This window comes from Flavobacterium marginilacus (assembly GCF_026870155.1).
GTDB classification, from domain to species: domain Bacteria; phylum Bacteroidota; class Bacteroidia; order Flavobacteriales; family Flavobacteriaceae; genus Flavobacterium; species Flavobacterium marginilacus.
The window spans coordinates 2,589,408-2,603,635 of the sequence record NZ_CP113975.1 but is presented as its reverse complement, the minus strand read 5'-3'; the positions used below and the strand labels follow the sequence as shown (position 1 = coordinate 2,603,635).

Sequence of the window (14,228 nt, the reverse complement as noted above, 5' to 3'; positions counted from 1 at the left end):
AGGTCTCTTAAATGTCGAGAACATTAGAAAGAGAAGTCAGCAGAGGTCATAGTACTTGGGGCAACGAGTTGCGAATAGATACCGCACAGGACTCACAAACAAGGAAGGACTGAACGCAAATCTCCAAGAAATTCGATTAGGAAAGTTTACTTAGCCTAATCTTAAAGTAAATTATGGATAGCCCAAAAGGTGTAAAGAGCTTTTGGATGATGATTTGCGAACCGCCGAGTACGTGACCCGTACGCTCGGTGGTGTGAGAGGCGCACTCCGTTCCGTTTGGGGCCTACCGTGTGGACACATCTAAAAACAATTGCCATCCCTCCATTATTGAAGCAAATTTCTGTATTCCGATAGAGAAAGTGGTTATTCCTGGTTTTCTCCCACTTGCATATCCTTTCCATCCACCAAGCCTTGCAATAACCCAAACATATCTTTTTAAATCCTTTTGGATATGAGGATTTTTTAATTTTTCTGTTTTTCCTTCTAATTTTATCATTTGATATTCTAAACATTCAAGTTCTTGATCTGAAAAACAACTTCTCGCTTCTATTTCTTCCTCTGGAATACTATATGCTATTTGCATTAAAAATAGTTTGACAATTGTCTCCATCATCATTAAAGACAATTTTCGAATAGATTTTGCAGAACCTAATTCGCTTGCTTCTATATTAAATCCTTCCTTTTTTAGAATTCTAAAAACCTCTTCTATAATCCATCTACAAGTATACCATTCGATACATTTTAAGGCTGTGTCTAGGTCTAAGACTTTAATGGTTGTTAGTAATCTCCAGCATATTGGATTATCAATGTTATCGCCAATTTCTTTTGCTTCGATGATATATAAATCAAGGCTTTTGGGTGCATTCTTTGAAACTAAATCATTTTTTTGGATAGTTACTTCAGAAAATCTAACTTCTAAGGTAGCTTCCCGTTTGTTTATATTTCTTCTTTTATCACCTTCTAATTCTATCGTATATTTCCCTTTAAGAGGTTCATTGGCTATAAAACTAAACAATTTAACCTTGTTTAGTAGCGTTCTGTTTGCTCTTGCTCTTACCAATAATTCCGTCTTTTGATCTGGAATCATTGCAAATTGCTCATAAATATCACCTTCTCGATCCTGAATGATGATGACTTTTTTTGATTTCTCTAAAAGTTCCTTGGATTTTTGGGAAGATTCTATCCATTTATAAGATTCCTTTTCTTCAATTGGAAGCAAATTATAATTCCTTTCCTTTTTTGTAAGTTTCTCTAAAGGCCTGTTCCATATTTTTACATCTGAAAAGCCATACGGAACAAAACTATAAGCATCTATAACGAAACTAGGATGCAGTAAAAATCCAATTCCTCCTTTTGCTGCAGCATTAGTCAATCCTATAAATTCGTCTTTTTTAACTCTGTTTTTATGATTATATAAATTGACCTCACTTGTGTCCTGTATACATAAAACTGTTTTGTCTTGAGCTGAAAAACAGCAGTTTGCTGACATGTTTTTAATTAATTTCGATTCTGAAACTCTTTTGTTCTGCAAGAAACGATAAACTGCTTTACATTCTGAATCGCTTTGTGTAAGCTGACGTATCGAATGAACACAATTATGAAATAAACTATCTAATATTAAATTACTCCTTTTTAATAGTCGAGAATCATCAATGTCTGTAAAATATCTTCGCATATTATATCTTTATTTAGTGATAAAAATAACGAAATTGTATTTGTGTCCACACGGTAGGTTTGGGGCGGAGCCGTCTACTCGATTAGCAGTAGCCAATTTTAGTGCGATGTTGTTACATATTCTTCAAATAAGCGCAATTACAAAACTATAATACTGAATTGCTTTATGAGCTACTTCGTTCAAATATTATTCTTTTTTTATCCTTTAAAAATGCAACTTTAAACCATTGTTCATTTTTATTGTAATACACAATTTTAATTTCCTTTTCAGATACATTCTCTGTTAAGTTATAATATTCTTTTGTAATTCCCATTTTCTGATTTGAAGTGTCAATTGCAAAATTTTTAGACTTTGAAAGGTCTGATTGCAACTTTACATATTCATCTTCATTTAGCTCAATAATTGCCGACGACCAATAATCTCCAAATTGGTCAGGATATGTAGCATCTTTAGTTAAAATTTTTGCTGTAGCTGGTAATTTGATATTTGTATTTGATTCAAAATCTTCTTTGTAAAAACTGTCTGTTGGATAAAAGGCAGTGTAAATAAAGTAAGTTAAAGTTCCTAAAATGAGAGATGGAATAATAAAAGCATATTTTCTAAATTCTGTTTTTCTTAACTTACGATAAATAAAATAACTTATAACGATTGGAACTCCAATAATTAGGATGAATGTTAAGATTAAAAGAAGAAGAAGTTCCATTTATATGTTTTTTTCAAGGTTTTTTCTCAAATATAAGTTGTTGTTTTACACTTCTGCCGATTGGTTCTAACTAACGTTTTTGTAAATATCTAAAAACTAAATTGTTACAAAGTTAAAATCATCGACTTTGAATTGATGTTTTTCCATTTGTTTTTGTATTCTTCTTTGTACCGCTAGTTTTCTTTTTTCGTCTAAATATAAGTAATTTTCCGGATTATAGTAGGAGGTGTTTTTTACAATCATATTCCAAATGATTATACCTAATTTTCTTGCTGTTGCGCTTATGGCAGATACTCTTCCTTTTCGAAAATTAATTCGATGAAAAAAGTCTCTCAGAGGTGTTGATTCTTTTAAATTTCCGATGGCATTGGCAGCATTCCTCAGGGCTATTTTCAAGCGGTTACTCCCTTTTGGCACGCGAGAACTGAGTACTTTTCCGCCACTTATTTTATTGTTCGGAGTAAGTCTGAGCCAGCTTGCAAATTGTTTGGCTGTACCGAATTTTTTAATCCCTTCTAACCCCACTTCGCTCATTAATGTAAGTAAGGTTTGATGGCTGAATCCTTCTATCTTTAATAAATCTACTCCTTCGAAGTATTGATAGCCAATGAGGTTTAAATCAATATTTTTAGGTGTAATTTCTGAGAATCAGTTTCGCCATTACAAATGGCTTCTATCATCTTAAGTCCTGTCAAACCACAAATATCTTTAACAATTATATCCAGACGAAGGTTGAGTAAACGAAGGTATTTTTGCATTTTCTTGCTTGTGTCAGCAGCAACATCAATTAAACCGGCTCTGTGTCGGCAATAAGTTCGGAGTTGTTCAGTTTGTAAATCTGGCAAAAAACTTCCAGATAATAGGCCTATGGAATGTAATTTTTGTATCCATTGGCAGTCTTGTACATCGGTTTTCTTTCCTTTGATGTTTTTGGTAAATTTTCCATTGCACAATATCACTTGAAAACCATCGTTTATCAAAACAGCATATAATGCTTGCCAATAAGTGCCTGTACTTTCCATTGCTACAGTTTGGATGCCATTTCCTTTGAGCCAATCTGATATTGCTTTGAGGTCTTCATTATAAACACCAAACTCTCTTACGTGTTCTTCTTTTTGACCAATAGCTACAAAATGACTCCTGCTTCCGATGTCTATTCCTGCTGCTTGAGGATTGACAATCTCCATCAAAATTTGATTTTGTTCTTTCATTCTGATTCTGAACATTTAAATTAAAAAAATACTCAAAGAGGAAGTTCTTTCGGATAAATAAAATATTCTAATCGGGGTTACAAAAAAAATGTACCACCACTGGAGGTATCACACACTTCCCAACCAGGATTACACTCGTGCTATTACGCAACAGTTTACAAATCGGCCTTGCAATGAGCGTAGCTAATTTATGTTTTTTTGATTTTTTATGCAATGGCCGTTAGCTTCGGGAGGTAAGGCAGGCGGACTATGAGGGATTACTGCTAACGTTCTGGTACTACAGCGGGTTTGAGACTAAATTAAGCCCATTCTTCGGATTTGTCAAATTATTCCAAGTACAAAACCATACTTCCATTAAGCCAATTGTCCAAATCCGTTGTAATAGCTGTCAGCAAACGGCTTTTTTTCTAGCATCCTCAATTAAATTCACCCAATATATGTATTCTGATTCTTCTTTGATATATTTTTTATTGTAAAGAAGATTAACCTTTGCTTCAATTAAATTAAGCAATTCAATAGACTCAATTTTATTTTCACTCATAAAATAATATAAAAAGCAATCTAAAATAGTACTAGCTAAGTTGTCAGGAGATATGCTAAAAATATACCCAATGAAGAAGTTGTCAATAATTTTATTACCATCGCCATGTTCGTCATGTAAAGTATTAACTAAAACATCTAATTGGTCTTCACTCCATTTTGGTAATTCATTTTTTAAATGATTCCAATCTTTTATTGTGAAGGTTTTTAATCAAAAGAATTCCTCGAGGCTCTGCCTCGGGGTGATGCGCAAAGATTAGTATATTTGTTTGATGAGTGAACATATTTTCAAACGGCATAATAAAAGCTTGTTGCTTTATCATTTGGTTTGTCCGATAAAATATCGAAGAAATGTTTTATCGGAGGATGTAGAACTGAGTTTGGTAGAAGTTTGTAGAAATATTTCGGAACGATATGAAATTCATTTTGTTGAGATAGGAGCAGATGAAAATCATGTACATTTTTTGATACAAAGCGTGCCAAAGATTTCTGTTGAAATTATTGTCAGGACAGTAAAAAGTATTACAGCAAAAGAGCTCTTTCGTTTACATCCAGAAGTTAAAAGTAAGTTATGGGGAGGTAATTTTTGGACGAGTGGATATTATGTAAATACGGTTGGTCAGTATGGTAATGAGAATGTGATTCAGAAATACATTCAAAATCAAGGAGAAGAAAAGACTGTTTACAAATCGTTTAACAAAAATCAGCTACGGTTGTCTTTTGAGTAATGCGATACCTCGAGGCTCTGCCTCGGGGTAATTCATTATTTCATATGCTCTATAGAAAAAATCAAAATCGACCTCACCGCTTGCTTGCAAAAAGCTCGTTAACTCCGTTACAGTTTCTAGTAGATTTTTATTCTTTATATTTTCGGTTTCCATGTTTTTCGTTATGCTTTTTGAAGCTGTTTGCTAACGTTTTGCGGCTTGGCGAAGGTGGCGATTTTCACCACAAATGTAGATGCGGAGAACCAAACTTTGATTAACCACAAATGTGTCTGCGGAGCACTGAACCGCCACTTTTGCCAAACCGCTGTTAGGCGTAGTATTTATTTGTTAATTCTTATATAGTAATAAACTGCTACATTTTTCGGTCTAGTTTCTTTTTCTGAAACATTACCTGTTGGTCCCGTTGTTGTCCTGCCTTGATCCCAATTAACACCAACATATCCAATGCCAGAGCCTTTATTACCATTATTGTACCAACCGCCAGTGTTAAAGTTATGTGTGTGTGTCTGAATAGCGTCATTTTGAAAACTCTTTTCCTTTCTTGGATTTCCTTTTACATCAGGGTCTGGGTCGGCTTGTTGGGGATTTATACTTGGCGCTAAAGGTACTTTGAAGTCATTTAATCCTCGTAAAAAAACACCTCGTAAATCAGGAACGACTGCATCGTAGTTTGCATAGTCACTTCCTGCAACACTTCTACCGTCACATGGAGCCCATTTACTTTTTTTAAGATTCAAAACTTCTGATTGATTATTTAATTTACAAAATGTTGGATAATCTAATACTGAAGTTACAATAGTCCCAACAGGCATACCTGAAGAGTTGTTTTCTACTTCTACTCTTGGAATAACAACTTGTAAAGCATCATAATCTTTGACATTAACGGTAATAACTACGTCTTGATTTGCATTTATCCTTTTATAAGTGCTAGTTAAAGCATTTTGAGATTTAATATTATAATATTGACATAAATCACCTGATTGATATTCTGCGTTTAATGGTTGAATGGTTCCAATTTTTGTATATCGTTGGTTTGTTTTTGCATACCATTTTAAAGTAACATTAATCATATCTCCAGATATCGTATAGCTTATTACCATTCTGTCTTGGTTTGAGCATTGTACTTCAACGCATTTGATCCAAGTATTATAAACAGTCTCAGATGCAATTTTTTGTGAGATAAATAAATAATCATTTTGCGATATGTTATTTGTTGCTTGAAATGTGGACTTCATATTTTCAAACTTGGCTTTTTTTTCTTCTTTCGTCATATTATCTGAAAAACTTGATGAAAAGATTGAAAAGCCAGCATCGAGGTCTGTAGTTTTATTTTGATAGGAACTATAATTTTCCCAAAAAGTATAGTCTTGTGAAAAGAACGTTGTTGTAGCTTGTTTAAAGTCTCTACCTGTTTGAGTTGTAAATTCGTTCTGTGTATTAGTTTCTAGCGCCTTGTTGCATGGACAGTCTTGTGAAAATGTTTCTAACGATGTTAGAAATAGAACTGAAATTAAAATTAATTGTTTCATTTTTATTTTGTTTTTAAGAGTTAATAAATTTATTCCCAAAGTGGGTCACCTTCTTGAATGATAGAATGGTCTTGAGAAATATTACAAGACGTTAAATGTTCTTCCATGTCGATTTCAGCTAAATTTCGGTCAGCTCTAATAGGTCCTCTCCAAATGAGTGTCATGGAAATACCATGAATACAAATTGCTCTAAATTTTTTGTTTGTCGTCATATTGTTTATGTTAAGAATTTATTATAGTCTGGTTGGTTGGGTTGTTAATATTACGCCTAACTAGTTTATACAAGAAACAACCCATCGTAAATTGACCCAAATCGGAATGTTATATGAAGGTTTTTTTTTTCAAATGTATAGTTTTTTTATCAGAAATTATGTCTTAATAAAAACTAAATAGATACACGTTATTTTCTTTTTTTATCAAAATAAAACCACTTTATATTTAGGCTAATCATAATCATCAAAATTATTCCGATTAAAATATAATCTTTCATTGGAAGATTTTTAAAAGCTGGTTTCTGAATTTTTTCCATTAAACCAATACAATAGGGTATAAATAGATAAATTGTTATAAATAAAAATATAAGTTTTGCTATAAATTTCATTTTGAATCGATTTTTCAATTGTGTCATTTTATAATCTAGATTATTCACAATATGATTTTTTTCGTAAGTTACACCTCCTCTTTTACCCTCTTCTCAGGTCTGATAATCATTCGCAACGATTGATCTTTTGAAAAATATGCAATCATCCAATGGTAGAAAGTATTGATTCGGTTGCGGTAGGTTATCAAGGACATCAGGTGGACAAATAACCAGATCATCCAGGCAAAAAAACCTTTGAAATGCATTTTGGGTTTGGGCAAATCGACAACCGCTTTGTTTTTTCCAATGATTGCCATAGAACCTTTGTCGTTGTATTTGAATGGTTTTAAGGCTTTGTTTTGAAGCATTAGTTTAAAATTTTCGGCTAAGTTTACACCCTGCTGGATTGCTACCTGCGCCACCTGCGGATGACCGCCGGGAAAATCGGTGTCACTCAGCTGTATGCAGGTATCGCCGATGGCATAGATGTTTTCGGTTCCGTTGACTTTGTTGAAGGTATCGGTTGCCATGCGCTTGCCGCGTCCGTAACTTTCTGCCGGAATTCCTTCAAATTCTTTGGCTGAAACTCCTGCTGCCCAGATTAAATTTTTGGTCTGAATGGTGTTTCCATCAGCAAAGAAAACCGTATCATCTTTATAATCAACTACTCGGGTATTTAATTTTACGACCACTCCGAGTTTGGTCACTGCATCCAAGGTGTCTTTTTGGGATTCTTCGCTCATTGGCGACAGTAAGGCATCTCCTCCATCGACCAAATAAATATTACTGGCAGATGTTTGCAGTTCAGGATATTCTTTTAGCAATATGTTTTTTCGCATTTCGGCAAACATTCCCGATACTTCCACTCCAGTAGGACCTCCACCAGCAACAACTATCGTCAAAAGTTTTCTTCGCTTATGAATGTCCTTGCAAATGGCTGCTTTTTCCAGATTTTTCAGTAATGTATTGCGCATTTCGATAGCATCATTGAGTGTTTTCATCGGAATGGCATTTTTTTTGACATTTTCCATTCCAAAATAACTCGTTTCGGCTCCCGTTGCAAAAACCAGGTAATCGTAATTTAATTCGCCGTTATTGAGGATGATTTTGTTCTCTGCTGGAATTACTTTTTCCAATTCGCCCAAACGAAACTGCAGATTTTTTTTGCCTGCAAAGAATTTTCGGAAAGGATAACTGATGCTTGAAGGCTCTAGAAAGGCTGTTGCTACTTGATAAATGAGCGGCGGAAAGAAATTATAATTGTTTTTGTCTACAAGAGTTACCTCGATTCCTTTTTGATTGGTAAGTTCTTTGGCTAAATTAATGCCGGCGAAACCTCCGCCTATGATTACTATTTGCATATTGACTTTTTTTAGTGATTAGTGAATAGCTGTAGTGAGTAGTGGCTACGAGATTAATTCAGGAAAACGTTGAAAATGTTTTACCGCAAATTCGCAAATTTTACTAAAAAAATCATCTTGAAATTAACCACTTTCTGCGGAATTAGAGCAAATTAATTCTTGTAAAATTACTGAATTCAGTTTTTTAAAAAATTAATTTGCGAATTTGCGGTGGTCTTTTATCTCCCGTTAGAGGTTAATGACTAATTACTAACAGCTAATTGTTGCTATCTATAAAAGTACAATTTATATTAGGAGCAAAAATTTAGTTTTTGAATTTTTTAACAGGCTTTTCCGTAACTTCAGTTTTGTTCTGCAGCAGATAATTGGCTAGTAATTTTTCTATGAGTTCGTCTTTGGTGAGGTGATGAAAAATAGTTTTTATTTTTGTTTTTAATTCGGCATCCACGTCGTGGTTGGGTTTGGTTTTGAAGATTTGTTTCGCCCATAAAAGTGTATTATTTTCTTCAATACTAGCGACAGATGGTTTTTTGTATTTAGAAAACTGGATTCCCAATTCTCTTTCGAAATCAGCAATTTCAGTTTCTTCTTCGGGCTGTAAAACGGTCAAAGAAAGCCCTTTAGCCCCTGCCCTAGCCGTTCTTCCGCTGCGGTGAACATACACTTCATAAACGTCTGGCAAATGATAATTAACAACATAAGAGATTGCTGCCACGTCAATTCCCCGCGCAGCCAAATCGGTTGCTACCAGAATATTGATGTGACCTTCGCGAAACTGCTCCATGATTCGGTCACGGATTCCCTGCGACAGACTTCCATGTAATGCTCCTGATGAAAATCTATTTATCGCTAAGTTTTTTGCCAGTTTATTGACAGCTGCTTTGGTTTTGCAAAAAATAATACCTCTCTCCCCTTCTTTCGAATTCAGAAAATGCATTAAAACATCCAGTTTTTCAATCGGTTCAACCACAATATAATTGTGGTCAATCCCTTGATTGCCTACAGTTTCCATGCTGGCGTTTACCTGAACTACATTTTTATTTAAGTAATTCTGGATTAACTGCTTGATGGTTCCTGGCATTGTTGCCGAGAACAAAAAGGTTCTATATGTTTTTGGTAATTCAGTAATGATTTCGTCTAAACCTTCTTTCAAAATAGAAACCATTTCGTCGGCTTCATCAAGAACCAAGAATTTCGTTTCCTTTAGGCTAATGGCTGAACGCTGCAGCAAATCAATCAAACGGCCAGGTGTTGCAACAACTATATGTGTTGGTTCTTTTAATCTTTCTATTTGTGGCTTGATCGGAATTCCACCGCAAACTGCTGCGATTGAAACTTCGGGAAGGTATTTTGCAAAACTTTCCAGATTATTAAAAATCTGCTGCCCTAATTCTCTTGTAGGAACTAAAATTACAGCCTGAACTGTTGGTGATTGTGTATCGACCAATTGTAATAAAGGCAATCCAAAAGCTGCCGTTTTTCCTGTTCCTGTTTTCGCAAGCCCAACAATATCAGTAGTATTTGATAATAATAACGGAATTGTTTTTTGCTGGATTTCGGTTGGGGTTTCAATTCCCATTTCGGTAATTGCTTTTAGAATTCCTGCTGAAATTCCTAAATCTGAGAATTGTTTTGACATGCTTTTTGTTTTTAGACCTCACTTCCAGCCCCTCTCTAAAAGAAAGGGGAGCGTTGACGTTTGGTTTTATTGCTTATATCTGATACTATATTAATCTAGTTCGTTCATTACCTTTTCACGGTATTTTTTACCTATCAGCAACAGAAGTTTCTGTTTGTAATCATCTAACAGCCATTCTCTGTAATTTTTACTGCATTGGCTGAGACATTTTGAGAAACGTTTAACGCGGTCTTCAATATCTGCCTCCAATTCTTTTGAAAGCGCTTTGGCTTCCTGCAGTTCTTCAGTATTATCGACACACATTGCTGCGTGCTGATCAATTGATTTGTCTAAAACTACCTTTGATCTTAAGTTCTGAGCTATAGCTAGTTTGTGTTCTTCATCTACATCAAAAGTTACATCGGCAGTTTTGCTGAATTTGGCCCGCAATTCAGGAGGCATTGCATATTTGAAATGCAGTTCGATTTCGCTGTCGTCTCTTAAATTCTCCAGGTAAAATTCAGGTGATTTAAAGATATGCTGCCAGTTTACAGGATCGCTCCATAGACCGAAACGGGCGGCGTTATTTCCTAAATCAATCACGGTAAATTCATCTTTTCCAGGTAATTTTCGGGAACCACGACCAATCATCTGGAAATAAAGCGTTAATGATTTGGTAGCTCTGTTCAAAATGATGGTTTCAACAGTAGGCTCGTCAAAACCCGTTGTAAGGATTCCGACAGAGGTTAAAATTGCATCCGGTGTATGTTTGAACCAATGAAGGATTTCTTTTCGTTCTTCGTTACTGCTGGTGTTGTCCAAGTGGCGGATGCCGTAGCCTGCTTCCCTGAACGTTTCATAAACATATAAGGAGGTGTTGATTCCGTTATTGAAAATCAGAGTCTTTTTGCCCAATGATTTTTCGGTGTAGGCATGCAGTAATTTTTCCTGCATGGCCATGTTTGTATATAAATCGTCTGAGGATTTTACGGTGTAATCTCCGTTGATACCTACTTTTAGCGATGTTAGCCCAACGTCATAGCTGTAAGTTATTGCTCTTGCCAAGAAACCATTGTCGATTAATGAGCTGATGGTATCTCCCACGATCAGTTCATCATAGCTCTGGTGCATTGGCAGTTTTATATTGGAACTCAATGGAGTTGCCGTTACTCCAAGGATGAATGCATTTTTGAATGATTTTAATAATTTTCGGAAAGAATTATAATGTGCCTCATCGATAATAACCAAACCGATGTTATCCAAATGCAGTTTTTCGTCATTGATACGGTTTTTTAAGGTTTCTACCATCGCAACAAAACAGGAATAATCGTTTTGGTCTGGAAGTTCCTTTACTTTACTGTTGATGATTTTATTTTTTACCTCAAAGCCTTTTAGCATTTTTGATGTTTGCTTGCACAGCTCGATACGGTGTGTTAATACCACAACTTTTTTGTCGTGCTGAGACAGATAACGGCGTACGATTTCAGAAAAAATTACAGTTTTTCCACCGCCTGTAGGCAATTGATACAGCAAATGATGCTGTGCCGGAGCATTGTCTATACGGTCAAAGATGGCATCAATATCTCCCTGCTGATAAGCGTAAAGTTCTTTTCTCGATTCAATTTCAATTTCTAAATTCTCTTGGTGCATTGTGTATTTTTGGATTTTTGCAAAAATACGCCTAAAAAACAGTTATTAAGCCATGTTTTTTAAAAAAATATCCTTGGAATTAAATTAAAATGATTTTTCAAACAGCATTTTATTCTTCTAAAACAGCAATACCTGCTTTGAAATCAGCGAGATTGTGCCATTTTTGGCGTAAAACTTCTTCATAAATACCAGTCAGCCGTGAATTAAATTCGGTTATAATTCCATTTGAAATTATGAATTTTATGGCTTGTTCAAATGAATTAAACATGCTTTTGTAAAATAATTCCTGTTTTATGATGTTTTCTGAAGCAAATGTCTGTGCAATTTCGATGTTGTAAAGCATTACATCGGCAATGACAAACGGATCTACACCCAATGTTAGAAAATGTTTGATGTATTTTTGAGCTACTGACCGTCTCATTTTTGGCTTTTTTCTTTTGCCTTTTGTCTGCAACGGAAAATACTCATGGGAAATTTTGAGTTTGCATTCCTGTAATAGTCTGTCTTCTTTTGGGTTGAATACAAAATCATAATAAACTTTTACCAGACTGAATTTTTCATACAATTCAATAATCTGCTCTTCCAGCTGTTCTTTGTTGAGATCGTTCAGGTATTTTTTTAAATCGCGCTTGCTCATTATAAATGTTTAAGAATAACAAAAGTAATTTAGTTTTCTAATGTATACACCGATAATCATTGATATTGACTAATTTTGCCTCTTAATTCAAAAAAAACAACTACAAATGCTTAAGATTTTTAAGATTACCGCTATTTTAGAAGGGATTTCCTATTTGGTTTTATTTTCGAATATGCTCTTTATCAAACCATCAAATATCGAACTTTATAAAACATTATTGTACCCTATCGGGATGAGTCACGGTGTATTATTTATTGGTTATGTTATTTTAGCTTTCTTGCTGAAGAATTCACAAAATTGGAATGTCAAAGATTTCGGATTTATTTTAGCAGCTTCTTTGCTGCCGTTCGGAACTTTTTATATGGAGAAAAAATATTTGAAAGCAGTTTAATAACGCCTAAAACCACGGCATTCACTTTTAAAAGTTTCTGACACGAATTACACTAATTTGCACGAATTAAGGTTGCTTTCAATTACACAAAATATTCGAAACTATAAAATTTGTAAAATTTGGTTTCAATTTTGATAAGAATTAGTGCTAATTGGTGAAATTAGTGTTTATCTTTTTTTAAATGCGAATGCCGTGGCTAAAACATGTTGTCTAAATTATGAAGATGTACCGCAGTATATCTCTTGGGTTAAATCTAATTCTTTATCAGCTTTGCGGTTAATCTCATTTAATAGGTATCAAAATGGATAAACTGGTACATTTTATTTTTAGTTTCCTCTACCCTATTTTCAGACATTGGGGCATGAGCAGGTCTTTGTCGACTTATACGAGTTTGGTACTCAATACCATTTTGCTCTGTTTTTTGGCTTATGCCTTGTATGCAATTTCTCGTTTTATACTGGTGACCCTTATGGCAGTTGTTGCCCAAAGAACCAAAAGCAGGTTTGACGATTTGCTGGTAAGTAATAAAACTGCAAAATACATCTCGTATTTGGTTCCGCTGTTTTTTGTATTCAAATCGGTTCCGGTGATTTTGGATAAGTTCGAATATTGGGAAGATATTTTCGGCAAGGCTGTTGCTACTTATATCGTTTTGCTGATTTTATGGATTATCCGTACCATTTTTAATTCACTTCGTGATTATTTAAAATTAATTCCGAGATACAGCGATAAACCAATCGACAGTTTCATTCAGGTTATTATGATTATACTGTGGATGCTTGGGATCACATTGATTATTTCAAAATTGTTTGATATTGATCAAAAGGAAATGCTGACTATTCTGGGAGCTGTTTCGGCAGTAATTATCTTGATATTCAGAGATACTATTTTGGGTTTTGTTGCGAGTGTTCAGGTAGCTATAAACGATATGGTGCGCATTGGCGACTGGATTACGATGGATCGTTATGGCGCTGACGGCGATGTGATAGAAATTAATCTGGCCACGGTAAAAGTCCGAAATTTTGACAATACTACAACCACTATTCCAACGTACAGCCTGAGTTCGGATTCTTTCCAGAACTGGCGCGGAATGCTAAATTCTAACGGAAGAAGGATTAAAAGACATATAATAATAAAAACAAGCAGCATCCGGTTTCTGGAAGATCATGAACTTAACGATTTAAAGAAAATCAGCCTTCTGAGTGCTTATATTGATACCCGAAAAATAGAAATTGATAATTATAATCTTGGCAATAAGATTGATAAAAGTTTGGCCATAAATGGCAGAAACCTAACTAATTTGGGATTGTTCCGAAAATATATAATTCAGTATCTGCAGCAGTATCCGGGCTTAAATCGTGATATGACGATGGTCTGCCGTCAGCTGCAGTCTACTCCTTACGGTGTTCCTCTTGAAGTTTATACTTTTTCAAAAGACAAGCGTTTTGAGAATTACGAATATATCATGGCCGATATATTTGACCACATTATTGCTTCTGTTCCTTATTTTGGTTTGGAAATTTTTTCAATGTCTTCTGATGATTCTAAGATTCCGAGCAGCTAAATTTTTTAAGTATCTAAGATTCCAAGTGTCTTTGGTACTTA

At 34.7% G+C, this 14,228-nt stretch carries 14 protein-coding genes and 1 pseudogene; 3 read left to right on the top strand and 12 right to left on the bottom strand.

The features are described 5' to 3' along the window. Positions 1–283 precede the first annotated feature (283 nt). The 6 genes and pseudogenes from OZP07_RS11195 to OZP07_RS11175 all read right to left on the bottom strand — a co-directional run bounded on the left by OZP07_RS11195 (position 284) and on the right by OZP07_RS11175 (position 4,130). Positions 284–1,489, bottom strand: coding sequence for an IS4 family transposase (locus OZP07_RS11195; protein WP_281638400.1), 1,206 nt, complete (start codon positions 1,487–1,489; stop codon positions 284–286). A gap of 84 nt (positions 1,490–1,573) precedes the next feature. Continuing rightward, positions 1,574–1,675 (bottom strand): annotated as a pseudogene (locus OZP07_RS22255) (hypothetical protein); the annotation flags it as partial. Between the two features lie 163 nt (positions 1,676–1,838). Further along, positions 1,839–2,378 carry a hypothetical protein gene (locus OZP07_RS11190; RefSeq protein ID WP_281638399.1) on the bottom strand — a complete coding sequence of 180 codons (540 nt, stop codon included), beginning with the start codon at positions 2,376–2,378 and terminating at the stop codon, positions 1,839–1,841. Positions 2,379–2,474: 96 nt separating this feature from the next. After that, positions 2,475–2,912, bottom strand: coding sequence for a transposase (locus tag OZP07_RS11185; protein ID WP_281638398.1), 438 nt, complete (start codon positions 2,910–2,912; stop codon positions 2,475–2,477). Between the two features lie 80 nt (positions 2,913–2,992). Beyond that, positions 2,993–3,589 carry an IS110 family transposase gene (locus OZP07_RS11180; RefSeq protein ID WP_281638397.1) on the bottom strand — a complete coding sequence of 199 codons (597 nt, stop codon included), beginning with the start codon at positions 3,587–3,589 and terminating at the stop codon, positions 2,993–2,995. A gap of 388 nt (positions 3,590–3,977) precedes the next feature. Beyond that, positions 3,978–4,130, bottom strand: a complete 153-nt coding sequence (locus tag OZP07_RS11175) for a hypothetical protein (RefSeq protein ID WP_281638396.1) — start codon at positions 4,128–4,130, stop codon at positions 3,978–3,980. Positions 4,131–4,401: 271 nt separating this feature from the next. On the opposite strand from OZP07_RS11175, the gene tnpA reads away from it, so the two are divergent. Continuing rightward, positions 4,402–4,857: an IS200/IS605 family transposase gene (gene tnpA, locus OZP07_RS11170; RefSeq protein ID WP_194644296.1), complete on the top strand. Its 456-nt coding sequence runs from the start codon at positions 4,402–4,404 to the stop codon at positions 4,855–4,857. A gap of 320 nt (positions 4,858–5,177) precedes the next feature. Here tnpA and OZP07_RS11165 read toward each other — a convergent pair whose 3' ends face one another. From OZP07_RS11165 to OZP07_RS11140, 6 genes are all read right to left on the bottom strand, one after another. Further along, positions 5,178–6,386 (bottom strand): hypothetical protein, encoded by a 1,209-nt coding sequence (locus OZP07_RS11165; RefSeq protein WP_281638395.1) that lies wholly within the window; start codon positions 6,384–6,386, stop codon positions 5,178–5,180. Between the two features lie 29 nt (positions 6,387–6,415). After that, positions 6,416–6,550 (bottom strand): hypothetical protein, encoded by a 135-nt coding sequence (locus tag OZP07_RS11160; RefSeq protein ID WP_281638394.1) that lies wholly within the window; start codon positions 6,548–6,550, stop codon positions 6,416–6,418. Positions 6,551–7,055: 505 nt separating this feature from the next. Further along, positions 7,056–8,327, bottom strand: a complete 1,272-nt coding sequence (locus tag OZP07_RS11155) for an NAD(P)/FAD-dependent oxidoreductase (RefSeq protein ID WP_281638393.1) — start codon at positions 8,325–8,327, stop codon at positions 7,056–7,058. A 304-nt stretch (positions 8,328–8,631) separates the two neighbouring features. Further along, positions 8,632–9,966 carry a DEAD/DEAH box helicase gene (locus tag OZP07_RS11150; protein WP_281638392.1) on the bottom strand — a complete coding sequence of 445 codons (1,335 nt, stop codon included), beginning with the start codon at positions 9,964–9,966 and terminating at the stop codon, positions 8,632–8,634. 90 nt (positions 9,967–10,056) lie between these two features. Continuing rightward, positions 10,057–11,595, bottom strand: coding sequence for a DEAD/DEAH box helicase (locus OZP07_RS11145; RefSeq protein ID WP_194641744.1), 1,539 nt, complete (start codon positions 11,593–11,595; stop codon positions 10,057–10,059). 109 nt (positions 11,596–11,704) lie between these two features. Further along, positions 11,705–12,232 (bottom strand): DUF6155 family protein, encoded by a 528-nt coding sequence (locus tag OZP07_RS11140; RefSeq protein WP_281638391.1) that lies wholly within the window; start codon positions 12,230–12,232, stop codon positions 11,705–11,707. 106 nt (positions 12,233–12,338) lie between these two features. Between OZP07_RS11140 and OZP07_RS11135 the strand changes: the two genes are divergently transcribed. Together OZP07_RS11135 and OZP07_RS11130 are read left to right on the top strand one after the other, a co-directional pair. Continuing rightward, positions 12,339–12,623: a DUF3817 domain-containing protein gene (locus tag OZP07_RS11135; RefSeq protein ID WP_281638390.1), complete on the top strand. Its 285-nt coding sequence runs from the start codon at positions 12,339–12,341 to the stop codon at positions 12,621–12,623. 301 nt (positions 12,624–12,924) lie between these two features. Further along, positions 12,925–14,187 (top strand): mechanosensitive ion channel family protein, encoded by a 1,263-nt coding sequence (locus OZP07_RS11130; RefSeq protein ID WP_281638389.1) that lies wholly within the window; start codon positions 12,925–12,927, stop codon positions 14,185–14,187. The last annotated feature ends 41 nt before the right edge of the window (positions 14,188–14,228 follow it).